Below are 24612 nucleotides of genomic sequence, written 5' to 3'. Positions count from 1 at the left end.
GCCCTTTCTGAGGGTTCTCTCATAAAGGCAGACGTAATACTTTGTGTATAACTCTCTGCCGGTCTTTGGCCTGTGCTTCTTGCTCCACTCGTAATCTTCGCAAAATTGGCAGTTCATACGCTTTCCTCGATTACTTTGAGGTCATACCCGCTCTTGACAAACTTCATGCACAGCTCGTGGTTGATGCCGTTGCCGAGGTTGGTGTAGATGTACTCCATGTCCTCCGGCGTGAATTTGGTGTCGAGCAGCTTGTTGATGCCGTCGAGATGCTCCTTGCGCAGCGGCTTTGTGAACGCCTTGAACGCAAACCGCGATACACCCTCGATGACCTCCGCCTTGAACTCGTCCGGGGTGCTGCAGTGGTTGAGGTTGATGTATGTGTTCGTCCTCGGGACGAGAATCAGCTCGAAGTTCATGGTGACGTAGGCTTTCGGGAAAGCGCGCTGAATCTTCCCGCACCACGGAGCCGCGAATGGGCTGAACCACGGCAGCATATAGCTGCGGAGCTCCTGCTGACTGACTGCTGGGGCGTCCCGAATGTGGTCGATGCAGCACTCGATGGCCTCCCGCTCTGCGAGGCTGTCCGCCTCCTCGAGCCAGCCGTTGAATACACGGACGATTTCCTCTGCGTTAATCGGTTTCATGTTGCTCCTCCGTTTCATCCTCCATCTTGAACCCGCAGACCGGGCAGAAGTTCCAGACCCAGCTGTCGAAATCGCTTTGCGAAATTTTGGCATTGCAATGGGTGCAGCGAATTGCCGGTTCCTCGTGACTGTTGTTTTCATCATCGACGATGATAAACTTCAATTCCTTGTCCTTCACCCACTTGGCATGACCGCGCAGGCTCTCTGGGTCGATGGTGGGAGCCTCATCCACGCTGTTCAGGGCGTCCTTATAGCAGCATTCTTCAATAGTGAACGGGTTACTGGCATGGAGATTCATTTCGATGCGCTTGTGCAAAGCGTTCGCGTCAATCAATCTTACTTCTTCCATTTTTGATAGCCTCCTTTACAAACTTCAAAGCGCGTTCTTTGAGCGGAATGCGCTGGCAGAGCCTCCCTTTTCCGGCGTTCCGGGCTGAAATCACCGGCATAACGCCGACGACCTCGATTTCGTCACACTCGCGGTGTTTCTTCCGCCCTGCTTCGTGTCCGAGGTACTCCGCCTCTTTTTGGTCGTCTGCCATGACTGCGACGCCGAAGTAGCAGGTGGAGCTCTCTGCCCTGCCCTCAAGGAACACATCATACCTCGGCATCCGGTTCCTCCTCGTATTGGTGAACATCGACGAAGATGGCTTTCTTCCACGGGAGCGCGTTGTACGCCGCCCGCGTCTCCTCCTCCGTCATGTTGTCCACGAGCTCCGGGTCATAGTGTTCACAGAGGACGTCGTTCATCTCTGAAATATCGTCCTCCCGGTAGTAGGTTCTCTCTCTGCCGATGACGAACTCCTGAACCGCGCTCTCTCCCCATGAGCCAAGCCAGCAGTAATACTCGTCGCCGCTGACAACATCCCCATCTACACAGGGAATGACCGGGAGCTCCGGGTTTGCCTGCATGAGCTCAAGGAGCTGCGTGAGCTTTTCGCTCTGTTTCATGTCATCCCATCCTTTCTTTTCCGGGGCTCCGCCCGGGTTGCTTTCTGCTCGGCGGCCTTGCACCATACATAGGCCACAACAACTATTACTGACAAGGCGACGGCCGCAAAGGAAAGCCAGTAAGTTAAGGTTTCCAGCAGGTCGTCAAGCTCTAAAAGAACCTCGTACATAGTCACCACTCCTTTACCTGAATTTCTTCTTGAAACTGCGCACGATGGCTCGGTGCGTCCACCTACGGCAGTAGGGGTTTCGGACGCTCCCGTCGTACTCCTGCTTCATCTTCTGGTATGCCGCCTTGTTCTCCGCATACCGTTCGCAATGGTCGTGGCATCCCGGGTGTCTGTCCGGGCACTCTTTCGGGCAGATAGTCATAAGCCGAGCATAACGCTGGCCCGTTTCCGGGCGGCCGTCATGGTTTCGTCGTACTTCGCTGCGCTGTATACCGCGAGCGGAGCCACTGCCCGGGCTGCTCTGGCCCTCCTGAATATCTCCGAGTAGACAGCGGCCGTCTCGTATACGCTGGGGCCTCTGCCCGGGGTCGAAAGCATCCCCTTGCGGTCGTCGGTGTCAGTGACGCGGAGGTCCTCTTTGAGGGCGTCCTGTACGCATCTGCGCAGACGGTCGAGGGCGAGGTCCTTATCCTCTTTTTCCCACTCGAGGTACTGCTTGTAGTTGTTCATGGAGTTCTGCTTGAGGCGCGCCAGCCGGTCTCTCCCGTAGCCGAACGTCTCGTGACAGGTGGCCGCCATAACAAGCCACGCGATTTCTGCGCCCTGATTGCTTGCCATGCGGAGCTGCTCCTCCCGGCGTCCTCTCGGAGCTCGGTCAACCGGCAGCCGGACCTCAAAATCACAGATGCCTTTGAGGTTCTCCCTCATGGCGTCCGTTGCGTTCTTGCTGCTGCCGTATAGGATGGCCGTCTGGTATTTTTTCTCAAAAGCGTCCATCTCGTTACACGCCCGCAGGAGGCGGGACGCGCCAATGCCGTCGTCTTGGTGCATAGAAACGACGATGCACCACATAAAGAGCTGCGCGGAGCGGTCGCGCTGGTCCTCGCGCTCCTGCTGGATGTTGTGGGTCAGTGCTTTCATCATCCAGCCCTCCTTACGTCGTATAGCAACGCTTGGCCGGGTTCCACGTGAGCTTCGGGATGCTCCGGCCGCAAACGCAGGAGAACTTCTCGTTTACGATTTCGGCGTCCTCGACGTTCGTCCGACCGTAGCTCTCCTTCTTGCAGACCGGGCAGGTGAACTCGAACCGTGCCAGCGCGTCCAGCGGGATTTTCGCGCCGCACTTCCGGCACTCGTTGGTCGTTTGCGGTTCGCGCAAGAACTGTACAAACTCGCTCTTGCATTTCGGGCAGCGCAGGGGCATGAGCCCCTTTGCGCCGACGGGCGTAAGCCAGCTTACCGGCTTCTTGGGGGGGGGGGCTTTCTTGTCCGCCGTGGAAACTACCGAGGCGGCCTGCTTCGGCTCGCTGGTGACGCTCTTTTCCGCCTCCGGCGCGCTGTCGCCGTTGTACAGCGTCGTGGTCTTGGCGATGGTCTCGAGTGTTTTGAGCGCGGTGTCGAGCTCTGCGGGGCTCTTGCCGGTCAGCGTGACGCTCACATCCGGTTCTCCCTGAAACTTGAAAATTTCCATCGAGACTTCAAACTTCGTACTTGCCATGTCGGTTATGCCTCCTGTTTCTTTTCTTCCAGCTTGTTTGACGGGTCGAATTTCCTGCCGTCCTCGACGCCGCGCCATGCTGCGTCGAGCTCTCCAACCGTCTTTGGCTGGGGCGTCTTTTTGAACTCTTTCGGCGGTCCAATCTTTTCGAGCTCGTCTTTGACCTCCTCCGGGACTTTCAGCACAAGGCCGTATTCTTGATTTTCCTCATTCTGTCTTGTGAACGCCTCGTATACACCTCTGGCGAACCCATAGCCGTAGGAATCGCAGATTTTTGCAATCTCCTGCGGTGTGTAATAGTCCCGGTGCTGTTTGCGGAGCTTCTTCTGCTCCGATTTAATGCACCGGACCGCATACCGGAATATCTTTACGCAGATTTCAATATCGCCCTCCAAGCCGATAAATCCGACGTGCCAAACGGTTGTTTTTGCGCTAATTTTGCATCGAAACGCCGAGCAGCAGTAGTTTTCTCCAATAACGATTGAGAGCGGGTCCATCCACGAGTTTGCTTTCTTGGAAAACTTCTCGCCGATGGCCCGTTTTATGACCGTAGTGTTCCGTTCCTCGAGGTCCCGCTCGCTGAGCTTGTGCTCCGCCATAAGCTTGCGGGCCTTGAGCAGGGCGAGCTTTGCCTCCTCCGGCTCCGGGCTCTTTGCAAGAGCGAGGAGCTTTCGGATTTTGTCCTTGTAGTCCATTAGGCTTCAACCTCCTGCGCTACAACTCCCAGTAGCTTACAGCGTGTAAGCATCATCCTCTCTAGCGAGGACTGGTACTTCTGAACTGGCTCCGCAGAGCCCTCAAAACACCGTCCTGCGTACCGCCATGTGCCGCCCTGTCGCTTGAACGTAAGGTAGGTCGGCTGCCAGCGTCCGTTGACATCCTTTGCGGTGCTGATTTCTCCGCCCACCTGCAACAGGCCTGCGCGGTTTGTGCGTGGCGGTAAGACGTCAAGAAAGTAGCCAATCAGGTCCTCGTCTACCTCGTCGCCCGGTTCGAGATAGTCCTCTGCGGTCGGGAGGCCGCTCTCAAACCATTTCCCGAGCGTCTTGAGGCCGGTTCCTGCGCACTCTGCGCGTTGCCTCTCGACTTCGTTGGCAATTAACGCCATCTGCGTGTTGCTCAAAAAAATGTCGCTGCCGTCGTCGAGGCGGAGATAAACGACGCCCGCCTCGAGGAGTGTTACAGGGAGGTCGAGGTATGTCGTTGTCGCTCCGCTCCTGTCAACTACCGGGATGCAGATGCGCTCGCGGGCGGCTCGTCCGCCCCTGTGGTAAAGTATCCTGTCGAATGCGTACCTGCGGCAGTCGCATTTCTCGGTGCAATAATTGACCGCGTCGTCCGGCCACAGGCCGATAATCATAAGTCGCTTCATGCTGTCCTCCTCAAACGTAATCGGCGTACCGGGTGCTGATGCTCTGCACCCACTCTTCGTCCAGCTTGTTGAGGTATGTGCTCCACGCCTCCTCGTAACTGTTCCACCACCATTTCCGGCTCTTGAGGGCAACAATAAGCTGCTGCCGAGGCTTCATAACGAACTTGATGTACGCCCGGTCGCCCATCGTGTAGGCGACGAGGTTCTCGTCCTCGAAAAACTTCTGCCGGTTCAGGTTTGCGAGTTTGCCCTCTTTCCCGGCCGCGTAGAGCTTGGCGATGACGCTGTTCTTGCGCCAGCGGTACTTTTCATGGAGCTTCTCGTAATACTCCATGAAGAGCTCCGGGTCCTTGTTGGCGAGCTCGCATAGGCTCGCGGTAGGATTAAGCGTCGTCCGCTCGATGCAGAATTTGATGTCATCGACCAGCCGCGCAATCTCCTTTGCGTCCTTGTCCTCGATACGGCCCTGCCAGACTTGCTCCTGCAGGCCGTTGAACCACTCCACGAACTCAGAGGAAAGGCGGAGAATGGTGTCGCTGTGGTCCAGCTTCTTTGCGTTGTACCGCGCCGGTCCTGCGACGGCGACGCTCACATGGGCTGCCTCGTGCCGGAGCTGCTCGCTCCACTTGGCATAAATCTGGTCCACGATTTTCTGCTTGCGGCTGTCCGGGATGTTCCAGCTCATAACTTTCTGGCAGTAGACCTCGTACTCGTGGGCCGAAATGTCGCCGCGCTGGCCGCTCATGCTGTTGCTGTTCGCCTGATGAATGAGGCTCTTGTCCAATTCCTTGATTTTCACCTCACTCATGGTAGACCTCCTGCCGGTTCAGCGGCGGTTTAGGGATAGAGGGCTTCTGCGGGGCCAAAACCAGCTCGTAATCGGATGCCTGTTGCGGGTCGAGCGGTGTGGCGTACTCAATGTAGCCCCATGCTTTATTGTCGATTTCCTCGCAATAGGTCCGACCGCTCTCGAAGTTTACGATTTCGGTAACGCTCTCCGTAGAGGGGATTCCGCCCACCATCAGCGGGCGGCGTGTGCTGTAATATCTGTAAGCCATAATTTTCTCTCTGCCTCCTGCAATTCAAATGCGAGCTCGTCAAGCTCTTTCTCGATTTCCTCCGCGTCGTGGACAATCTGCCGCGCGCCCGGAACGCCCTTCGTACCGTTCTGCTTTGCCTCAATCCACATCGCAATATGCTCGTCCGGGTCAAAGCTGTCGGAGTAGTCCAGAATCTCGTCCGGGAAGTTCTCGACTTTCACGCAGACAATGAAGTCCTCTCCGGCCGGTGAATACCACTCGAGCTCAACGCGGCCGTCGTCCGTATAATCGCAAACGCTCCATTCACGTTTCTCGAGAATATCCAAATACGCCTGCGGCAGCTCCTCTTTTGGCCTTTCGGTCTTATTCGAGCGGTTCGGGTCCAGCCAAATAGAGATGTTGTAGATGTACTGACCGCACCGAACGCATACATCATGTTTGCCCCAATATCCGAGCTTTTTCATGCCTCGGACGCTGCCGGTATAATGGATTGATGGATGCCGTTCTTTTTGCTCGTCAGTTAATTTCATGTACTTCAACGTCTGCTGCCTCCTGTTCTATAATCGGGCCACGCCATCGTGATGACCGTTGAGACCTCCCGCAGGCGGCTTATGATGGCCCGGGCTTTTGTGCCGTCTCCGCCTTTCGGGGTCAGTGCTCGCACCAGCTCGTCGGCGTTGTAGTTCGTCGTGATGATGGTCGGCTTCATATCCTCGTACCGGTCGTTCAGGATGGAGTAGAGGGTGCTCACGCTCCAATCGGTACATTGCTCTTTCCCGAGGTCGTCCACAATGAGCAAATCGACCGTTTTGTACGCTTTGAGTATCTCGTACTCGGTGGCGTCGCTGTTGTCGAAAGCCTCCTTGATGTCGGCCAGCAGGTCGCCGGACGTCTTGCAGACGACCGGGACGCCGCATCCTATGAGCTGCAAGGCGATGGCGGCCGCGAGGTGCGTTTTGCCGGTTCCGTATGTTCCCTCTATGTAGAGGCCCTCGCCACGCTCTGCGCGCTGTGGAAAGCTGTCTGCATAGGTTTTGGCCGTGTCGTAGCACCGCCGCCGCTCCGGGGTGTCCCGGATGAAGTTGGCGAACGTCCGCTGCTGGAAGCGTTTCTTGATGCCGCTCCTGCCGAGCAGCCTCTCGATTTTGGCGCGCCGTTTGGCCTGCGCCGCCTCTTTCTCGGCCTCCGCCTTTTGTCTGGCCTCCTCTGCGTCCGCCTCCGCCCATTTGGCTTTTGCCTGTTCACAGGTGCATCTCTGCGGGAACGGGGCAAACATGAGGACCGTTCGGCCCATCACGAGGGCCTCGTGGTACAGTTTCCGGCCGCAGAACTCGCACTCGACCGGCTCCGGGATTTCGCGCTGGCAGTTGTAACCACCAGCCAGAATATCCTTGCTTGTCGGCCGTCGGTGCTGTGTGGTCTCAGCCGAACGAGCCGAATCCGCCGGACGGAGTGAATCCAGCATAGCCGTCATCGTTTCCACGCTGCTCACCTCCTGTGTAGTCGTTCATGTAGCCTTTTGCATTAAGCCAGCTTGCCGGGTTTGGCGTGAATTGCCGCTCCCGGAACCGGCTGTCATATTTCTTTGCGGCCTCAACCGCCGCGATGATTCTGTCGGTCGCCGCGTCGTCCGGCTCCGGGTTGATTTTGGCCCACGCCCGCTCTGCCGTGGCCCGGTCCACCTTTTTCGGGTAGGCCGCGTAGAAGCGGTCAAACCGTTCGGCCTGCTCTGCCGAGAGGCTCCCGGCTTTACGCCGGGGAGCTTTCGGTTTGTCGTGCTCCTCCGGCGTGGGCTCCGGTACGGCCGGTGGCGTTCCCTCCGCCTCTGTGGCCGCTGCAGGCTCCTGTGCAGGGCTTTCCGCCCTGCGGCCGGGAAAGTTATCGACCGACGGTTTCGTCGGTGCTGCGGTGCGCTTTGAGTAAAGCTGGCGGAGGTTCTCAAGGAGAGACTGCACCCAAATGACGCGGCAGCTCTCCCACAGCTCTTTGTCCACCTTTCCCATGGAGGCGAGCGTGTTCAGGATGGCCTCCGCCGTTTCGGCTGTAACTCCGGTGACGGCGAGTAGGTACTCCCATCCCATCTTGTCCCAGCAGTCGTAATACTGGCCGTCTGCCGCGCAAAGAAGTTCGAGCAGCTTAAACCAAAAGGCATACCCGTCGTTTCCCCAGTTCTTTTCAAGGATGAACTTTGTCCGGCTCTTTTCCCCGACGTAATGGGGGAAGTAGTCGGCGGTCTGCCTGTTGCTTCTTCCCAAGTCTCGCACCTCCTTTCTGCTGGTGATTTCAAGAGTAGATGACCTTGCTGCCCTCCGCCGTCTTTACAACGTCAACGGCCTGCGGGAAACGGGCTTTCATCTCCGGGTCGTGAGTGATAGCCATAATCTTGAGCGAGGAATACCGTTTCTGGATGGCCTCGAGGGCGTCGCAGTAGGCCTGTACACCCTTGTCGTCGAGGAACGGCGGCTCGTCGATAAACAGGAATCCGAGCTGCACTCCTGCGGTGCTGCTCTTGAGCTCTGCCAGCGCAAGGATGACCGAGAGGGCCGCCTTAACGCGCTCGCCGCCGGAACGGCTCATATAGGGCAGAGCTCCGGTCGCCGCGTCGTTTACGATGATGTCCAGCGCGGTGACCTCTTTCTTGCTGTTGCTCTTGAGGGTCTTTTCCATGCGCATCTCAATGCTCATGTGGCCGCCTGACATCTGGCTGATGATGCTCGTCGCGGTCGCCTCGAACAGCGGGACGATGCTGCGGACGATGTTATGCGGAATACCGTCCTGAGAGAAAGCCCGCTTGAGCTCCTCATAGCCCGCTGCAAGCTGGCCCTGTTCCGTCGCCTGACGGCGAAGGACTTCGAGCTTTGCCTCTGCCGTCTCGATTTCTTCCATCTGCCTGCGGCTGTGTCCGGCCTGCTGGTCCAGCTCTTCAATGCGGATATTGTCCACCGTGAGGGCTGCATCCGCCTCCGCGTACTGCTCCTTGAGTTCGTCAACATCAGCCTGCGCCTTTGCGAGGGTCAGAATCTCCGCATTGATGCCATCAATCGCCGTCCGGGTCTTTTCTGCGTAGGTCAGGAGCTCCGTGAGGCGGGTCTGCGCTGCGCTCTTTTTAGCCTCCGCTGCCGGGAGCAGCTTTTCCAGCTCGATGTATTTCTTAACGTCCGAAAGCTGCGCCTCAATGCTGGCGAGCTCCGCTGCGTTCTGCCGGAGCTTTTTCAGCTCGTCCTCAACGACGAAACGGTCTGCCTCGAGGCTCTCGATATTGGCCGGAATGGTTTCAAGCTCCTCGTCGATGGCCTTGATGCGCTCTTTAACTTCCGCGAGGCGTTCTTTCTGCGCCGCCAGCTTTGCGAACCGCTCCGAGGCTTTCCGCAGGTCTGCAACGAGGAAACGCTGGGCCTGCAAATCCTTGCGGCAGTTGAGGCCCGTTGCCTTTTTCTTTGCGGCCTGATACTCAGCGTCGAGCTGCTCGGCGCGCTCCTCGGCCTGCTGCCGGTAGGTTTCCAGTTCCGTCTCGGCCGCAGGCAGTTTCTTTTTCGCCTCCACTGCATCCTGCAGGAAACGGCATTCCGGGTTCTCGACCGGGCAGCCGCAGGTCTCGAGCATGATGGCCCGGGAGCGGATATGTGTGACCTCGTTCTCTTTTATGTCGAGCCAAGACTGTATCCGCGCGGTTTCTGCGTTCTTGGTTTGGAGCAGCTTCATGGCCTCTTGGTCTGCTGCGAGATACTGCTCGTCCTGTTCTTCCAGCGCGGTGAGCCGTTCGCTCGCTCCTGCGAGGTCTGCCGCTTTCCGCTCGAGCTCGTCATAGTCCGCGAGGGCCTGCTCATAGCTCCAACACGTTGCCTGTGCAGAAAGTTTTTCGGCCTCGAGACTGCCTTTCTTTTTCCGCTGGGCAGAGAGCGCGGCCATAACGTCCCGCAGCTTTTCTTCCTTGGGCTGAATCAGGGCCGCCGTTCCCAGCAGCTCCTCCCGCCGTGCGGAAAGTTTTCCGTAACTCTGGCTGCCTGCCTCTACCTCCTCGCGCTTATCGAGGAGAGCCTGCGCATCGGAAATCTGCGCTCTGCAAACAGCCTGCGCGCTGGCGTTCGCGTTCTTCTCCGCAATCCAAGAGCCGAGCTCGCTGGCGAGTTTTTCCGACCGCTTCTGTGCCTGCTTGGCAATGTCGAGCTTTGTCTGCGCCTCGCTCATGGCCTTTGTGTGGATGGCCCTGTCTGCTACCGCGCTGGCCTTTTCGACGGCCGTCTTGTTCATGGCCGCCTCGACCGTTGCCTTGTCCGGCATCGTCCGCCCGGTCTCCTCCTGCAAATCCGCGACGCGCCGGAGCTCCCGGTTGGCGTCTGCTGCCCGGTTGGCCGCCATGCTCTCCATGCGGTCATAAATGCCGAGGCCGAGGATGTTGCCGAGAATTGCCATGCGGTCCGCCTTGTCGGCCTGCAAAAAGAGGCCGTACTGGTCCTGCATGATAAGGCCGGTCGCCTTGAGCGTCAGGCTGTCCATGCCGATGGTGTTCTCGATGATGGCCTGCGTATCGCGGTATTTCTCCGCGCTGCGGTTCTGCCAGCTCTCGTCCACATACTCGGAGAGATTCAGCGTCGCCTTGCCGCTCTTTGTGCGGGTGCGTGTCACGCGATACAGCTTGGTGCCGAGGTAAAACGTGAACTTGATGGAACCGCTGCGGGCATCCGGGTCGTTGCAAATCCAGCCAGTGAGGTCGCCCTCCCGGGGCTCCTCGAAAAGGGCGTCCAGCATGGCGTCCATGAACAGGCTGGACTTGCCTGCGCCGTTCTCGCCGTTGATGGTTGCAAAGGAAATGCCGTCGTAGCTGAACAGTTCGTCGCGGTAGTTGCGGTAGTTCTTGACCTCTATTTCCACCGGCATAAACAAGCCGGTCGGGGTCTCAAGGCGGCCTTTTTCCATTGCCTCCGAGATAATCGGGCGGGCCAGCTCGATTATGCGCTGGGCGTCCTCCGGGCTCTTTTCCTTTTCGGCGAGGTACTCGGCGAGGTTCTGCTCCGGGCTGTTGTCGCCATGGAGCTCGTCGCGGTTCACGCTTGTCGTGATTTCCTCCGGCGTGATTTCGGAGACATAGAACACACCACCGTCATAGAGCCTTTTCTCAAGGACAGCTTTGTTGAAAGCCTTGTTTGTTTCGTCCGAACAGGTGTAGAGAACGCGGACGATTTTTCCCTTGAGGCGGTCAGGTACAACGACCCGCTCCGCGCTCAACATTGTGCAGACATCGTCCTCGTTGAGGCGGATGGTCTCGAACTCCCGGTAGGGCGTTTCGATGTACTCACTCCATGCCTCCCCGTCGTCGTCGATGTCGTGGATGTAAAAGCCTCGCGGCTGGCCCTCGTCGTTGAAGTTGAGGCCTGTAATGCTGCCGCAGTAGAACACCGCACGGCCTGCCTCCGGGAGCTGCTGCGGCCGGTGGATGTGGCCGAGTGCTACGAGGTCAAAGTCTGCAGCTTTCAGGGTGTCTGGGTAGATGACGGGCTCAAACTGTGCAAATAGCGCGGTCTGGCCGCTCTCCATGTTGCATCCCGGGACAGTGAAGTGCGTAGACAGGATGCTCGTCACACCGGGCTCGCACTGTGCTTTCAGGCCGAGAACGACCTTTGCCAGCTCGTCCGTGAACACCTGCGTTTCCTCCTCTCGAGAGAGGCCCGGGTGCGCTGCCCGGTGTACGCCACGGTCAAAGCCCGGAATACACGCCACATCTACGCGCTGCCCGTGGTAGGTGTGGATGTGGATCACCTCCGGCTCCGTTACGACGCTGACCGAATCATCGCCGTAAAAAGCCGTCGTCAGCATCTCGAACTGCTCCTCGCTGTCGTGGTTCGGAGTGCCACGCAACACGACGGTCGGGGCCACGTTGGAAAGCCGCCGGATGTGGTCTATGGCTGTCCGGCTCTCGCGGAGACCTCTGTCCGACCATACGCGGGCCTGATGGAAAATGTCGCCAGAGACGACGATAAGGTCCGGCCGGTGCTCCTCCGCGTACATCGCCTGAAAATCAAGGCAGCGGCAGATGTCCTGAAAACGGGCATTCTGTCCGCCGACCTCTGGCCCGGGGAAACTGCCGATGTGCCAGTCTCCGGTGTGCAATACTTTCAGCATCACATATCCTCCTTGAGCAGCTCCTTGATGATGTCGTCGAGCTTGCCGCGCCGCGCTGCATCCGCACGAGACTTCGCGCCCTGAATATTCCTCATTTCATCTTCGGTCGGAACCTGCGCAGAGCCCTTGTGGCCGGAGCCGATACTGAACGAAATGTAGTCCAGTGCGAGCTTTGCAAGTTCGGTGCGGTCCGGGCTGCGGAACGTCCCGATAGAGCGGCTGAATCGCGCGCCGTTCGTGACAAGGATGGTCACACAAAGCCGCGTTTCGCGAGGGAGTGTTTCGCTCTCCTTGACCTCAAACATCACCACGTTGTCCGAATTGACGGCGACCATGCCGTCCTGCGAAAGAATCATCATAATCATTTCCTCCAAGTATGGTTTCTCTGGCAGTCGCGGCAATAAGCCACTCCGCCGAAATGCTTGCGGCTGTACTCTGCTACGTCGAGGCCGACCTGCTTACCGCAGTCCGCACAGAACTCGCTGTCGCCGTTCCGGCCCTGCTGTCGGTTGCTCGGCGCGGGCTGCTGCTGGCGAGGCCGCTGCGCCGGTCTCTCGGGCGGCTGCTCCTGCTGGGGCTGCTCCGGTACGACCTCAAAATCCGGCTCCGGCTGCACATAGCCGTCGTCGTCATCGTCCACATAGACCGTGTGGCTGGTTTTCGGGCGGCTGCCGTACAGGTCATTCGCCGCGCCAAACATGGACTTTACCGCCTCCTCGCGGACGGCCGGGTTGTCAAGGTTCGGGACAAGGTATGCCACGACAAATGGCTTTTTGAACTCCTCGATAAGGTAACTGGATTTAATCTGCATCGCAGTGCGGAGAGCGCGGTTGAGGGCCTTGCTCTCGCACATCTCGCTGCGGAACTTCATGAACTCCGCCCGCTGCTTTTCAGTCATCCCGGCCGTCACGTCCTCGACCGCAATTTCCTTGTGGGCGACGATGGTGACGTTCTCGCCGGTAAGCTGCGGGACGCTGATTCGCACCTCGTGCTTGACGTCCTTGTTGGGGCAGCCGCCGCAGCGAATCGGCTTTCCAATGCTGCGGTTGACCTCCGCGCACTTCTGGCAGGTGGATGGGACGACCGGGCGGCTGGAAAGGATTTTTATGCCTGCTGCCCGCATGAGCTTGGTGAGGCCCTTCTTGGTGAGTGCGTACTTGGCCGGGGTCGCTTTGTGGACGTACCCCTTGCTGTCGCGCCACTCGTCCTTGGCTTTCTCCATCTCATAGATTTCGCCGTCGTTGAGGTTGGTGCTGATGCTCACGGAGTTCATCACCGGCTTTTGGATGTCGGCAATCTCCGTCACGGTCTGCATCGGGACGAGGAGGTTGTACTGCGTGGGCGGGTACTGCTGCGCAATGGTGAGCGCAGCGTGATTGTTCTGTTCGTTCATAATTCACGCTCCTATTGACTTTTGATGTGGAGCGAGATACAATAGGCTTGTCCGACAAGAGGGTCGCGCTTTCGAGCGCGGCTCTTTTTTTATGCCTGTGTATCCGGCTCCTGCTGCTCTGCCGCTGCTGCGGCCTCCTGCTCGTCCAGCTCCTTGAGCAACTGGGTGATGGTCTTGCCTGTCTCCTTGCGGCAGCAGGTCGAGCCCATACCGACGCGACGGGCAGCCGCGCTGCGCAGCTTGCGCGAGCATCTGCCGCAGAGGCAGAAAAGGTTCTGTTCAGCCATGTGGTTCACCTCCTTTCAGTGGTTCTTGAGCATCTTGAAGAATGCGTTGTTGATGACGTGGAACGCAAGCAGCGTGACGCCGAGCACGATAAGCCACTCGCCACCAAAGGCGAAGTAGCCGCGCGCTGCGTAGCTGGCCGGAATGAGTGCCAGCGCGGCGATGAATCCGCAGATACCGGCCGAGAGGACCTCTGCAATCCAGATGGCCGCAATGAGAATCGCTCTGTGAATCTTCCAATCCATTTAGTGCTCCTTTCTCTTGAGGGCCTGCGCCGTCTCAATGACTGCGCGGCTGTATTTGCTGCTGTGCTGGCCCTTGCTCCACGCTGATTTCATGCCGCTGTCGCCCATGTTGTAGGCCATGAGAGCCTTGTCCGGGTCGTCGTACTTTTGGAACGCCCGCCCGAGGATGTATAAGCCAGCCTCGATGTTCTGCTCCGGGTCCATCACATCCGTAATTCCGAGTTCTTCGTAGAGCCAGCGGTGATTGCAGATGTTAATCTGCATAAGGCCGAAGTCTCCGGTGTCGCTGACCGCATCCGGCTGGTAGCTGCTCTCCCGCTCGATGACGGCGATGGCGATTTCAAACGGGACGCCCTGCCGCTCCGCCTGCTCCCGGACGCACCGTTGCAGCTCGTCGCTCATGGGTACGTCGTAGAGGAGCTCCGGCTCCTGTTCGGCCTCTGGCTGCACCTCCATGTAGGCGAGCGTCACATATTCCGTTGCCGGTGCTGCCGCTGTCTGCTGTGCGAGGTTTGCTGCGGCCGTCGTCGCGCAGGAGTAAGCCGCAATAAGTGCGGTGACTGTGCAGAAAAACACAACGGCCGCAATCTCCATCTTTCTTTTAAGCGCATCCATAATCAGGTGTGGCGGCTGCCGTGAGCGAGCCGACCGTCCTCCGTGCGACGCGGTTGAGGATTTCTTTGACCTCTCCGCTCGTCCGGGTCCGGCAGAAGTCGTCGCAAATCTTGATTCGGGTGTTCCCGATGGTGAAGTCCTCCACGACGTTCCCGCTCTGCTTCGCCTCCAACACTTTTTACACCTCCTGTTTTCCGAATTGCTTTCTGTAAATGAGCTTCAAGGTCTGAGCCTTGTTCGTTATCTCGTCGAGTACCTCGAGGTACTGCTCCATGCGCGGCTTTTCTTTCGCGTCGATGACGCCGTCGGCTGCGATGTCGATGATTCCGTCCTTGACCTCCGGTAACGACTTCATTGCCGAAATGAGCTGCAATGTGACCCGCTCGAGCTCTTCCAGTTCAATCGGTGAAATCGTCCCGATGCCGAGCGGGCAGAGGTGCGAGCAGAAATGGTTTTGCAGCTCCGGCGCGTTGTAGGTGTCCGACAGCATCAGGACTTCCTCCGGGTGCGGGTTGATGGTTCCGAGCTCGATGTTGGCGAGCCGCGTCCGGTCGATGCCGGTCACCTCTGACGCACCCTCTCTGCTGCCTAACCGGTCGTTCCACGATGCCGCTGCGATTCGTGCCTTGTAGAACACGTTATCTGCGGCTTTCGTTGCCATTTTAGGCATTTATCCCGTGCCTCCTTTCGGTTAAAATATTTACAAGGAAACGCCAAATGTTTGCTTTTGGCGTCATTATTTCGCATCAATGACGCGAAACGGGTCGCTTCGGGTTAAAAAAAAGGTCGTCGTAGGGATAGCCGAGGGCCTGCTTGATTTTCAGGCTCAGCTTGAGGGACGGATTCTTGTCTCCGCTCTCAATCTGTGCGTAGTGGCTCCGGCTCACGCCCAGTCGCTCGCTGAAAGTCTGCTGGGTATAGCCTGCGCCCTCTCGGAGCGTTTGCAGCTTTTTCCGCATTCCGCCTGTCTCCTCCTTTCTGTGTGACCCTTTTGGGGTCTTTCTGTGGTCTATTATAGTCCCTAATTGGGTCAAAGTCAAGTTTTTTTCAGAAATTTTTGCTATTTATGACGCAATTAGCGTCATTTGTCCCCGTGAGGGGATTTTTGTGATACAATATAAAAGTCTTAGGGAGGTACGTCTGTATGGATAAGTTTTCTGAACGGTTGGTCGCGCTCCGCAAGGAGAAAGATTTGACGCAGGCCGAGTTTGCCCGCCTCTGTGGTAAGCAGCGCACTACGGTCTCCGGCTACGAGACCGAGGGCAAAGAGCCAGATTTCGCCCTGCTCTGCCAGATGGCAGACTATTTCGGGGTAACCACTGACTATCTGCTGGGCCGCGAGGATGAGCGCGCCCACGGTAACGAGGCGTTCCGTCAGGACAATGCAAATTTCAAGCGAAGATATGACGCCCTCCCGAAAGAGCTCCGCGCCGTCGTCTCCTCGACGTTCGATTCGGTCTATGTGCTGCTCTCCCGGTGCATGAACGCGCAGAACGCAGCAGAGATGGCCCTGTATCGTGAGCTGTTCTCTGAGCTGCAAACCGGTCGCGGCGAGATAAAGAGCATCCTCGCTGATTGCGGGGGAGACCTGGCAGATGCTTTCCCGCAGATTATGGAGAAGCAGAACACGCTCAAGGCCAAGACCGCCTCTATTCTGGATAGCCTCTTGCAGGCCGATGTTGCGGCCTTAAAAGACAGCAACAAGTAACCTATTGGCCTGCGCTCCGGCGCGGGCCTTTTTTGTTTGGAGGTCATCATGGAGCAGTATCTCATATACCTGCGCAAGTCTCGTTCCGACCTCGAGGCCGAAGCGCACGGCGAGGGCGAAACGCTCTCCCGGCACGAGCACACTCTGCTCGAGCTGGCGAAAAGGCAGCATCTCAACGTGACCGATATTTACCGTGAGGTCGTCTCTGGTGACACCATCGCTGCCCGCCCAATGATGCAACGGGTTCTCTCCGAGGTTGAACAGGGCGTCTGGTCCGGTGTCCTTGTCATGGAGGTCGAGCGTCTGGCGCGCGGCGACACCATCGACCAAGGCATCATCGCGCAGACATTCAAGTTCTCCGGAACAAAAATAATAACCCCTATAAAAACGTATGACCCTGACAACGAGTTCGACGAGGAGTATTTTGAGTTCGGCTTGTTTATGAGCCGCCGCGAGTACAAAATCATCAACCGCCGGTTGCAGCGCGGTCGCCTCGCCTCCGCCAAAGAGGGCAAATGGCCGTCCGGTCTAGCTCCATTTGGTTATCGTCGGGTAAAGCTCAAAAACGAAAAGGGCTGCTCACTCGAGCCCATCGAGGAGCAGGCCGCAATAGTTCGTATGATTTTCGACCTGTACACGGTCGGTTTGCAGGACGAGGATGGTTCCGCTCACCCGCTGTCTTTGGGTTCAATCGCCACGAGGCTCAACGATATGCACATCCCGTCTCCGTCCGGTTCGCAATGGGCAAGAATCACCATTCGCGGAATCATCAAGAATCCGACGTACATCGGCATGGTGCGCTGGGGCAGCCGTGAGACGAAGAAGAAAGTGGTTGACGGCAAGGTCGTTTCTGTGCGCGGTCCCGCCGACCCAGAGAAAGAGTGCGTATTCAAAGGCATTCACCCTCCGCTCATTCCGAAAGAAACATTTGAGCTCGCAAACGATAAGCTCACCCGGAGCGAGAATACTTCCACACACACAGAAAAGGTTGTCCGGAATCCTCTGGCCGGTCTGCTCGTCTGCTCCGAGTGCGGCAGGCAGATGATGCGGATGATAAACCCCGTCCATCCGGATATGCCTGTCGTGCGCTGCCCTCGTCGCGGCTGCCCGAATTGCTCGAGCTATCTTCCTATCGTCGAGGAGCGCGTCATACAGGGTCTCTCCGAGTGGATGAAAGGTTATGAGCTCGAGTGGAGCTCCGCTGCCGCGTCGTCCTCCGTGTCGTCGGTCGGCGTCCGGGAAAAAGCTCTCGCCAGCGCGGAGGCCGAGCTCCGCAAATTACAGCAGCAGCTCGAACGTACACACGACTTCCTCGAGCAGGGCATCTACGACACAGATACCTTTCTGTCCCGCTCCCGAATGCTCTCCGACAAAATCGCTGCCGCAAAGGATAGTGTCGCCCGCTGCTCCCGTGAGTTGACCGAGGAGAAGCTCCGGGAGACCAGCCGCCGTGACATCATCCCTAAGGTTAAGAATTTGCTCGACGTGTACCCGCTGCTCGAAACGGCCGAGGAGAAAAACGCTCTCCTAAAAGAAGTGCTCGAAAAGGTCGTCTACCAGAAGCTAAACGAGAAGCGCAAAAAAAGTCCTGATGGTTTCACCATTGAGATATACCCGCGCATCCCAAAATCCGAAAAATGAAAAGAGAGGGCCGTTTCGGTCCTCTCTTTCTTATAGTTATCGTGTTTAGCCATACTCGTAGGGGCTGCCTACCATATCGCCCAAAATTGCTCCCAACATGGCTGTTTCCTCCTTTACCCCTGATGCCGCTTCTGGAAATCGGCTTCGATTTCCTCTTTCCACTCTGCGCCGACGGATGCCGGGCAGGCTGCCTGCCGCATCTGGCAGACCGTTTCGCTGACCACATGGTAATTGACTGCCACGCCCTGCGCATCGTTCTCAAACCGCACCGCCCGGTCTGCCCCGATGCCGAAGCGGGCGGCCTCCTGTACGGCGTCCATGTTGGCACCAAGGAACAGAAATTCCCAGCCGTACCGTTCTTTTTCCCGCTCGATCATCCGGCGGATCTTCTCGTAGCCAAACCGCTTGCTGGCGTTTTCCAGCCCATCGGTGGTGATGACAAAGATGACCTTTTCGGCACGTTCGTCCTCCGGCAGATGGCGCTGGATGTTCACCATCTTCTCCACGCCGTAACCGATGGCATCCAGCAGCGCCGTGCAGCCCCGGACATAGTAGTCCTTTTCGGTCAGCGGTGCAACGGCGTGCAGGGGAAAGCGGTCGTGCAGCAACTGCACCTCGTGGTCAAACAGGATGGTGGTCACGTTGGCTTCGCCCTCCTGCTCCTTCTGCCGGGTCAGCATGGCATTGAACCCGCCGATGGTGTCCTGCTCCAGCCCGCCCATGGAACCGCTGCGGTCAAGGATGAAAACAAGCTCTGTGAGATTCTTCTTCATAATAAATGCCCTCCGTTTTTTGTGGTGTTCCGTCTTTCTGACAAGAGGATACCACAAACCGGAGGGCAAAAGGTCAACGGGCAGGCGACAAATCACGCACCCAGCTGTTCCTGATCATATTCAAACAAAAGGGTATTGACCTGATTGATATTATAAATTTTCTGTTCCAGACAGTACCGCACGATCCAGTCCCGCTTGGAGCCATCGGAGAAGGCATAGCCTGCGCTTTTGAGCAGGTCGATGGTCTCATCCTCCGACAGATGCAGCCCCACCGCAAAGGCAAGCACAGTCTTCTTTTTGGGGTTGTAGTCCCGGTTGCACTGAATTTTGGAGAAATGCTGCCGGGAGATGTTGGACTGCTTGTACACGGTGGAGTCTTTCAGCCCCCGCTCGTCAATGAGCCGCAGCAGCCGGGTGGTGAAGCTCTCGCCCAGATTGTCCATCAGGTTTTCCAGACTGCGGGCTGCCATGGGGGCACTCTGCTGCCTCAGCACAGTCGCAAAGACCGGCGATGCGCACTCTTGCGCAGGATACTCCCGGTCGGCAAGCACAGCATCTTCCCAGCGTTCCACGTGTTCTCTGCGCCGACGGTCAAACTCGTAGCTTTCATCGTTCTGGGCTACATAATGGTCGTCGATGTACTCCTCCACCGAGGCAAACAGCTTGCGGCTCACCGCCAGCGAGTGCCGGTCGTAGAGCACCAGATACACGGTCAGGTCGTGCTCCATGACGTACTGCGTGATGGTGTCCACTGCAATGCGGAAGGCCTGTTCCTTGGGGTAGCCGTAGTTTCCGCTGGACAGCAGCGGAAAAGCCACGCTCTCGCAGTGGTATTCTGCGGCTAGTTTCAGCGCAGAATGGTACGCACCGGCCAATTGTTTTGCTTCGCCAAAAAATCCGCCGTGCCATGCCGGGCAGACCGCATGGAAGATATACTTTGCGGGCAGTCCGAATGCCGGGGTGCACACCGCCCTGCCCAAATCGCAGTGCCCGATGGCTTCACAGGCGGCGGTCAGCTCCTGCTCCCCTGCCGCCTGATAGATAGCACGGCTGGTGCCGCTGCCCTGCAAAAGGTTCCGGTTGGCGGGGTTGACGATGGCATCCGCTGTTACCTTGGTGATGTCGTTGCGGATCATCAGAAAAGGCATGCTGGTTCCTCCCTTACACGGTTTTCTTCATCCTATCACATCCGGCAGAGTGGTGCAAGGGCTGCGCTTATTTTGCCGTCCACACAGCTCTGGCAGGGAGCAGGCTGTAAAAGACCGGAGTGCCGCATCAGAGATAGCGTTTTACCCCCATGCAGGAAGGTCCATCGTGAGCCTTTCCAACTCCTGTGCAAGAACCATCAGCCTTTCCCTCAGATGGTTGTTATGTGGAGCATAAAACGGTTGGGGCGATCAAGAAAAATGCCGTCCACGATCTCTCTGTATGCCCTCAGCTTCCCATGGCAATAAGCACCAGCACGACCGCCACCGCAATGGCGATGAGGCAGCCGCAGCCGCTTCCGTCTCCACCACCGCCGCCATTGTTGTGACCGCCGCCGCCACCGCCGGACGAGCCGCCAAAGTTGCGGTTGAAAGCCGTCATGTATTGGGCATAGCCCGTGTCGCCTTTGCCGAAATAGCCGTAATCACCGTTTGCCATGGTGTTTTCCTCCATCCGAAGTGTGTTTCGCTTCTTCTGAGGTCATTTTACTGAAAGAGCTGTCCTATAAACATCTCTTTCAGCATTTCTCGTCATCTCATTCTTCCCCGATGCCCAGATACACATCAATGTCCATGATACCTTCCCCGCTGACCTCCACCAGATCTTCAAAGGGCACTACGGTTTCGCCCACCTGCAGGGTGCGGAACACCGGGTCGATGCGGTCTGCTTTTCCGGTCAGGATGATGTAGTTGCCCACTGCCGGAACCTCCGGGTGGGCGGTATCCTCTTTGAAATACCGCACCGTGATGGTCATGCCCTTGGTGACCTGCATCAACCGATCGGACAGGGCGGACATTTCTTCCTCGGTCAAAATGCGCTTGGTCACACGCTCCGTGCGCTGCTTTTCTGCGGCAAGCTGCTCGTCGTAGCCCCGCAGCGGAGAGAAGGGCGAGAAGATCTTTGCCCTGTTCTGTAAAGTCATGCGGGGGTGCTTGCGGAGAGATTCTTCGGTCTGGGGGCGTTCCATCTCTAGGATATCCCCGTACTTCTGGGCGTTCTCCCGCCCGATTTTGCTATTTTTGTAGTTTTCCATCTGAACCTCCCGCCGAACCTCCTGCACTGTGCCCGCCGATCTGCGCGTTGCGCTGTCGCATGGTGGCACCTTCTTCGTAGCTGCTGGCTTTCAGCACGGCGTTTTTGCCGTACTTGCTCTTGATGCCCAGCATGGCTTGCTGGAGCTTTTTCTCCTTTTCCAGCTTCTTGGTGTCGGTGAAAAAGTCCACCTGATAGATGCCCTCGTCCGGCATGACCTTGTTGGCATTGACGGTAATGCGCCGCACCGTCAGCGCCGGGTCGGTGATGCGCTCAAACAGCTTTGCGCTTTCGTTGATGAGGGTGCTGCCCAGATTGGTGGGCGCATCAAACCGGATAGTGCCGTGTGCTGCTTTGGGGATGGTTCTGCCGTAGCGGTCGGTCTGGGTCAGACCACGATAACCGCCCTTGTCCACGTTCTCCCGGTCGTAGCCGATCTCCAAGGTGATGGATTCCGTCACCAGCTTCTTTTCGGTGAGCCGGAACATCAGAATCTCCGCCATCTCCCGAACGATGAGCTTTGCCTTATCGTTGGGGTAGGGGCAGGTCAGCACCTGCCCCTCGCTGATGCTGTTGGTGCTGGGCTTGTAGCTTTTGATTTGTTCCATGCCGCAGGGTTCGTAGCCCCATGCGTGGTCAATAAGGATTTCCGCATCCACGCCGAAAATCTCATACAGACGATCTTCTCCGTGGATGGAAAACCGTGCCAAGTCCCCCATGGTGTAGATGCCGTGGGCTTCCAGCCGTTTGACGGTACCGGGACCGGTCATCCAGAAATCCGTCAGCGGGCGATGGTTCCACAGCAGATACCGGTAGGACTGCTCGTCCAGTTCCGCAATGCGGACACCGTCCTTGTCCGCCGGGATGTGTTTTGCCACAATGTCCATGGCCAGCTTTGCAAGGTAGAGGTTGGTGCCGATGCCTGCCGTTGCGGTGATGCCGGTGTTGTACAGCACCTCCCGCACCATGGTCATGGCAAGCTCGTGGGCGCTCATGTGGTAATAGGGCAGATAGCCCGTCACATCAATGAAAACCTCGTCAATGGAGTAGGGGTAGATATCCGCCGGGGACACATATTTGAGGTAGGTCTTGTAGATCTGGGTGGAAACGTCCAGATACCGCTGCATCCGGGGCGGCGCAACGATGTAGCTCAGCCCCAGTGCCGGGTCTGCATTCAGGGCGTTGGCATCGAAGGAGGTGCTGGCAAAGTGGTATTTTCCATCCTCTCCCCGGACTGCCTTTTTCTGCTGGATGGCAGTTTGCAGCCGCTGAGCGTTGACCTCTTTCACCCGCTGAACGGCTTCAAACAGCCGCGCTCTGCCGGGTATCTTGTAGGCTTTCAGGGAGGGCGACACCGCAAGGCAGATGGTCTTTTCGGTGCGGGAGGCGTCTGCCACCACCAGATTGGTGGTCAGGGGGTCCAGATGGCGGTCTACGCACTCCACCGAGGCATAGAAACTTTTCAGGTCGATTGCCAGATAGGTGCGCTGCGCTGCCATGATTCAGCCCTCCTTTGCAAAAGTCACAACTATTTATCTTATTATAATAAATCTTTACGCTGTTTTCAAGATGGAACGGCTATTTTATCTGTGATATAGACAACAAAAAAGAGTGGCAGCATTTCAAGCTGAAACGCTGTCACTCTGTAGGAACTGCGTAGTGACTGACGATTATCCTTCTACTTTGACCGTAGCACGATCGCTCTTTGCGTTTCCATCCGCATCCAGCGTGATATGCACAAAATGTTCCGGCTTATCATAATCCTTTGTCTCGCCGTCATCGGTATAGTATTCATAGGATGCACCATCGGGAGCATAGGCAAGCAGGCGCAGATCTGCAAAATCCACATCGGCAACGCTCTGGATCTTTTTGCCGTCCTTGGCAAGGGGCAGAAGGTGTCCCTTGCGCATAAAGAACACCACTTCATCCAGCTCCACCGGAATGTAATGATGGCCTGCCGGCAGCACGCTGGTTTCGATGCGGTTGCTTTCGCTGCACTTTACCCGCACCTGCAACATCTCCTCCGGCAGATAAACATACCGACCTCGGGCATTTTGCTCATATACCGGGGCGATCAACAGGCTTTCACCGATCATCACCTCATCCTCCACCCGGCGGGCAAAGTCGTCCTCCGGGAAGGCGAACGCCAACGGCATACAGTACATGCCGTCGTGCAGAGCAGCCTTCATGTACTCGCTGTAAATGTAGGGCAGCAGCAGGTAGCGCAGCTGTAAAATACCGGCAAAGGCGGCCTTGTTCTTAAAGCGGTAGGGCTCCTGCCGGCGGGTGCCGTTGGCAGAGTGGTTCCGCAGCAGCGGAGAGAAGATGCCCAAGCCGTACCAGCGCAGCACCAGATCCTCCGTGGTATTGCTGCCAAAGCCGCCAATGTCGGGGCCTTCGTACAGGAAGCCGCACATATTCAGGGAGGGCATCATGTGCAGCGCAAGCAGAATGTGGCTCCACCAAGAATGGTTGTCGCCGGTCCAGATGCCGCCATACCGGTGCATCCCGATGCAGGCAGAACGGGAGTATATCAAAATGCGCTTGTCCGGCTCCAGCCGCTCGAAAGCCTCGCCTGCTGCACGGGTCATGTTATAACCAAAAAGATTATGTACCTTGTCGTGCCGCATACGCCCCTGTTTGGTGTTGTGGTAGAACAGCTTATAATCGTTTTCGTTGTTGGAAAGCTCTGCCACCATGCCGGTAAAAGCACCAAAGCTGGAAATATCCAGGTTTTGCTTGTCGTATTCCCCAATTTTAGCAAAGGTCTTTTTCAGTCTTTCCTCTGCGTAGAAGATAGCAGGCTCGTTCATATCGTTCCAGAAGCCCTCGATCCCCTGATCCAGCAGAACTTTATATTGACTGCCAAACCAAGCACGGGCTTCCGGGTTGAGCATATCAGGGAAGTGTACCCGTCCCGGCCACACACCGGCTACAAAGGGGGTGCCATCCTGATTCGTACAGAAATAGCCGTTTTTCACGCCCTCCTCGTACACATCATATCCATCTTCGACCTTGACTGCTGCATCGATGATGGGGACAAGATGGATGCCCTGCGCTTTCATCTCGGCGGCAAAGTCTGCAAAACGCGGGAAGCGCTGTGCATCCACCGTAAAGTCCTTGTAACGCTCCATGTAATCAATATCCAAAACCACAGCGTCCAGCGGCATATGATTGGCACGGTAATTTGCCACCACCTCGCGGACCTCGTCCTCGTTCATGTAGCTCCAGCGGCTCTGGGCGTTGCCAAAAGCCCATTTAGGCGGAATATAACTGCGCCCCACCAACTGGCGGAACTGGTGTACAATATCGGTCAGGCTCTCGCCCTCAATGATGTAGAGATCGTAATTTTCCTCGGCCACCGTGATGCGTAAGGTATCCATGTCGGTGTAGCCGCAGTCAAAGGTGACCTTGCCCGGGTAGTCGATAAAAATGCCAAATGTATCCTTGCCGGACACGATCATAAAATTATAAGCACCGTACAGCGAGGATTTGCCCTCGGTATGGTTGCCGTCATCAGAGCACTTGCTTTCGTACACCCACCCGCGCTTGTTGATACCACGGACGTTTTCGCCAAGACCATACAGGACATCCTGCGGCTCCATGGCATAGGAGAAGCCATCCGGCTCCTTGGTCAGATAGGGTATCGTTTCCATCATGGGCAAAAAAGAACCCACTACACTTTCGGTATCAAACGGTTGACCGTATTGCTTTTTGTAGATCATAGTAAAATATCTCCCCTCTGTTTTTTGAATTGTCACAGTGTAAAACGTACCAACGTATTTTTGATGGACAATTAAGAAGCTCTGACATTGGCTGGAGCAATTGGGGCTTCAGCCTTATTTTCAACCCAATAGCTGCGGTTGTGCAGCTATTTCAATACAAGATCCTCAAAACGTGATGTTCCTGTTTACCCAGA

At 57.0% G+C, this 24612-nt stretch carries 31 protein-coding genes; 2 read left to right on the top strand and 29 right to left on the bottom strand.

Annotation, left to right across the window (positions count from 1 at the left end):
• Positions 1-113: 113 nt before the first annotated feature.
• The 23 genes from ACKXF7_RS09050 to ACKXF7_RS08940 all read right to left on the bottom strand — a co-directional run bounded on the left by ACKXF7_RS09050 (position 114) and on the right by ACKXF7_RS08940 (position 15292).
• Entirely contained in the window at positions 114-644 is a 531-nt protein-coding gene (locus ACKXF7_RS09050; RefSeq protein WP_238077797.1) for a hypothetical protein, read from the bottom strand.
• Entirely contained in the window at positions 631-993 is a 363-nt protein-coding gene (locus tag ACKXF7_RS09045; protein ID WP_238077798.1) for a hypothetical protein, read from the bottom strand. The genes ACKXF7_RS09050 and ACKXF7_RS09045 overlap by 14 nt, the downstream gene beginning before the upstream one ends.
• The gene (locus ACKXF7_RS09040) at positions 971-1255 is read right to left on the bottom strand and encodes a hypothetical protein (protein WP_238077799.1); all 285 of its coding nucleotides are present in this window, start codon (positions 1253-1255) and stop codon (positions 971-973) included. Before ACKXF7_RS09040 ends, ACKXF7_RS09045 begins: the two co-directional genes overlap by 23 nt.
• Positions 1242-1595: a hypothetical protein gene (locus ACKXF7_RS09035; protein ID WP_129872751.1), complete on the bottom strand. Its 354-nt coding sequence runs from the start codon at positions 1593-1595 to the stop codon at positions 1242-1244. Before ACKXF7_RS09035 ends, ACKXF7_RS09040 begins: the two co-directional genes overlap by 14 nt.
• Positions 1592-1765, bottom strand: coding sequence for a hypothetical protein (locus tag ACKXF7_RS09030; RefSeq protein WP_154251255.1), 174 nt, complete (start codon positions 1763-1765; stop codon positions 1592-1594). Before ACKXF7_RS09030 ends, ACKXF7_RS09035 begins: the two co-directional genes overlap by 4 nt.
• Before the next feature lie 198 nt (positions 1766-1963).
• Positions 1964-2689 (bottom strand): hypothetical protein, encoded by a 726-nt coding sequence (locus tag ACKXF7_RS09025; RefSeq protein ID WP_129872750.1) that lies wholly within the window; start codon positions 2687-2689, stop codon positions 1964-1966.
• Positions 2690-2699: 10 nt separating this feature from the next.
• Positions 2700-3263, bottom strand: coding sequence for a hypothetical protein (locus ACKXF7_RS09020; RefSeq protein WP_423741102.1), 564 nt, complete (start codon positions 3261-3263; stop codon positions 2700-2702).
• A gap of 5 nt (positions 3264-3268) precedes the next feature.
• Positions 3269-3958: a DUF2786 domain-containing protein gene (locus ACKXF7_RS09015; protein WP_129872748.1), complete on the bottom strand. Its 690-nt coding sequence runs from the start codon at positions 3956-3958 to the stop codon at positions 3269-3271.
• Positions 3958-4635: a hypothetical protein gene (locus ACKXF7_RS09010; protein WP_249235650.1), complete on the bottom strand. Its 678-nt coding sequence runs from the start codon at positions 4633-4635 to the stop codon at positions 3958-3960. The genes ACKXF7_RS09015 and ACKXF7_RS09010 overlap by 1 nt, the downstream gene beginning before the upstream one ends.
• Positions 4636-4645: 10 nt before the next feature.
• Positions 4646-5443, bottom strand: coding sequence for a hypothetical protein (locus ACKXF7_RS09005; protein WP_129872746.1), 798 nt, complete (start codon positions 5441-5443; stop codon positions 4646-4648).
• Positions 5436-5693, bottom strand: coding sequence for a hypothetical protein (locus ACKXF7_RS09000; RefSeq protein ID WP_173014764.1), 258 nt, complete (start codon positions 5691-5693; stop codon positions 5436-5438). The genes ACKXF7_RS09005 and ACKXF7_RS09000 overlap by 8 nt, the downstream gene beginning before the upstream one ends.
• A complete protein-coding gene (locus tag ACKXF7_RS08995) occupies positions 5657-6214 on the bottom strand; it encodes a hypothetical protein (RefSeq protein WP_238077805.1) in 558 nt (185 codons plus the stop codon). Before ACKXF7_RS08995 ends, ACKXF7_RS09000 begins: the two co-directional genes overlap by 37 nt.
• The gene (locus tag ACKXF7_RS08990; protein WP_238077816.1) at positions 6211-7149 is read right to left on the bottom strand and encodes an ATP-binding protein; all 939 of its coding nucleotides are present in this window, start codon (positions 7147-7149) and stop codon (positions 6211-6213) included. Before ACKXF7_RS08990 ends, ACKXF7_RS08995 begins: the two co-directional genes overlap by 4 nt.
• Complete coding sequence (locus ACKXF7_RS08985) at positions 7097-7930, bottom strand: Lin1244/Lin1753 domain-containing protein (RefSeq protein ID WP_154251254.1); 834 nt, start codon at positions 7928-7930, stop codon at positions 7097-7099. Before ACKXF7_RS08985 ends, ACKXF7_RS08990 begins: the two co-directional genes overlap by 53 nt.
• Positions 7931-7958: 28 nt before the next feature.
• On the bottom strand, positions 7959-11795 hold the full coding sequence (locus tag ACKXF7_RS08980; RefSeq protein ID WP_238077806.1) for a metallophosphoesterase: 3837 nt from the start codon (positions 11793-11795) through the stop codon (positions 7959-7961).
• The gene (locus ACKXF7_RS08975; RefSeq protein ID WP_423741101.1) at positions 11795-12160 is read right to left on the bottom strand and encodes a hypothetical protein; all 366 of its coding nucleotides are present in this window, start codon (positions 12158-12160) and stop codon (positions 11795-11797) included. The genes ACKXF7_RS08980 and ACKXF7_RS08975 overlap by 1 nt, the downstream gene beginning before the upstream one ends.
• Positions 12157-13188 carry a hypothetical protein gene (locus tag ACKXF7_RS08970; protein ID WP_423741100.1) on the bottom strand — a complete coding sequence of 344 codons (1032 nt, stop codon included), beginning with the start codon at positions 13186-13188 and terminating at the stop codon, positions 12157-12159. Before ACKXF7_RS08970 ends, ACKXF7_RS08975 begins: the two co-directional genes overlap by 4 nt.
• Positions 13189-13277: 89 nt before the next feature.
• A complete protein-coding gene (locus ACKXF7_RS08965) occupies positions 13278-13475 on the bottom strand; it encodes a DUF6011 domain-containing protein (protein ID WP_117505089.1) in 198 nt (65 codons plus the stop codon).
• Between the two features lie 15 nt (positions 13476-13490).
• Entirely contained in the window at positions 13491-13718 is a 228-nt protein-coding gene (locus ACKXF7_RS08960) for a hypothetical protein (protein WP_249233312.1), read from the bottom strand.
• Positions 13719-14294 (bottom strand): transglycosylase SLT domain-containing protein, encoded by a 576-nt coding sequence (locus tag ACKXF7_RS08955; RefSeq protein ID WP_423741099.1) that lies wholly within the window; start codon positions 14292-14294, stop codon positions 13719-13721.
• Positions 14295-14319: 25 nt separating this feature from the next.
• On the bottom strand, positions 14320-14508 hold the full coding sequence (locus ACKXF7_RS08950; protein ID WP_156070653.1) for a hypothetical protein: 189 nt from the start codon (positions 14506-14508) through the stop codon (positions 14320-14322).
• Positions 14509-14511: 3 nt separating this feature from the next.
• The gene (locus ACKXF7_RS08945) at positions 14512-15003 is read right to left on the bottom strand and encodes a helix-turn-helix domain-containing protein (RefSeq protein WP_117505096.1); all 492 of its coding nucleotides are present in this window, start codon (positions 15001-15003) and stop codon (positions 14512-14514) included.
• Between the two features lie 76 nt (positions 15004-15079).
• The gene (locus ACKXF7_RS08940) at positions 15080-15292 is read right to left on the bottom strand and encodes a helix-turn-helix transcriptional regulator (RefSeq protein ID WP_129872737.1); all 213 of its coding nucleotides are present in this window, start codon (positions 15290-15292) and stop codon (positions 15080-15082) included.
• Positions 15293-15477: 185 nt separating this feature from the next.
• Between ACKXF7_RS08940 and ACKXF7_RS08935 the strand changes: the two genes are divergently transcribed.
• Both ACKXF7_RS08935 and ACKXF7_RS08930 read left to right on the top strand, forming a co-directional pair.
• Positions 15478-16041, top strand: coding sequence for a helix-turn-helix domain-containing protein (locus ACKXF7_RS08935; protein WP_117505100.1), 564 nt, complete (start codon positions 15478-15480; stop codon positions 16039-16041).
• Positions 16042-16089: 48 nt separating this feature from the next.
• Positions 16090-17682 carry a recombinase family protein gene (locus ACKXF7_RS08930; protein ID WP_423741098.1) on the top strand — a complete coding sequence of 531 codons (1593 nt, stop codon included), beginning with the start codon at positions 16090-16092 and terminating at the stop codon, positions 17680-17682.
• Positions 17683-17795: 113 nt separating this feature from the next.
• Here ACKXF7_RS08930 and ACKXF7_RS08925 read toward each other — a convergent pair whose 3' ends face one another.
• The 6 genes from ACKXF7_RS08925 to ACKXF7_RS08900 form a co-directional block, all read right to left on the bottom strand.
• Entirely contained in the window at positions 17796-18455 is a 660-nt protein-coding gene (locus ACKXF7_RS08925) for a vWA domain-containing protein (protein ID WP_423741097.1), read from the bottom strand.
• Positions 18456-18547: 92 nt separating this feature from the next.
• Positions 18548-19603 (bottom strand): macro domain-containing protein, encoded by a 1056-nt coding sequence (locus tag ACKXF7_RS08920; RefSeq protein WP_423741096.1) that lies wholly within the window; start codon positions 19601-19603, stop codon positions 18548-18550.
• Positions 19604-19889: 286 nt separating this feature from the next.
• Positions 19890-20099, bottom strand: a complete 210-nt coding sequence (locus ACKXF7_RS08915) for an HFLK protein (RefSeq protein ID WP_423741095.1) — start codon at positions 20097-20099, stop codon at positions 19890-19892.
• A 97-nt stretch (positions 20100-20196) separates the two neighbouring features.
• Positions 20197-20694 (bottom strand): hypothetical protein, encoded by a 498-nt coding sequence (locus ACKXF7_RS08910; protein ID WP_423741094.1) that lies wholly within the window; start codon positions 20692-20694, stop codon positions 20197-20199.
• Positions 20675-22192, bottom strand: coding sequence for a DNA methylase (locus ACKXF7_RS08905; RefSeq protein ID WP_423741093.1), 1518 nt, complete (start codon positions 22190-22192; stop codon positions 20675-20677). The genes ACKXF7_RS08910 and ACKXF7_RS08905 overlap by 20 nt, the downstream gene beginning before the upstream one ends.
• A 171-nt stretch (positions 22193-22363) precedes the next feature.
• Entirely contained in the window at positions 22364-24418 is a 2055-nt protein-coding gene (locus ACKXF7_RS08900) for a TIM-barrel domain-containing protein (protein WP_423741092.1), read from the bottom strand.
• Positions 24419-24612 lie beyond the last annotated feature (194 nt).

The sequence above is a fragment of the Faecalibacterium sp. 7 genome (assembly GCF_049562865.1).
In the GTDB taxonomy this organism is placed as follows: Bacteria; Bacillota; Clostridia; order Oscillospirales; family Ruminococcaceae; genus Faecalibacterium; species Faecalibacterium wellingii.
Note: the sequence above shows the minus strand (reverse complement) of the source record. Positions and strands in the feature narration are given on the sequence as shown.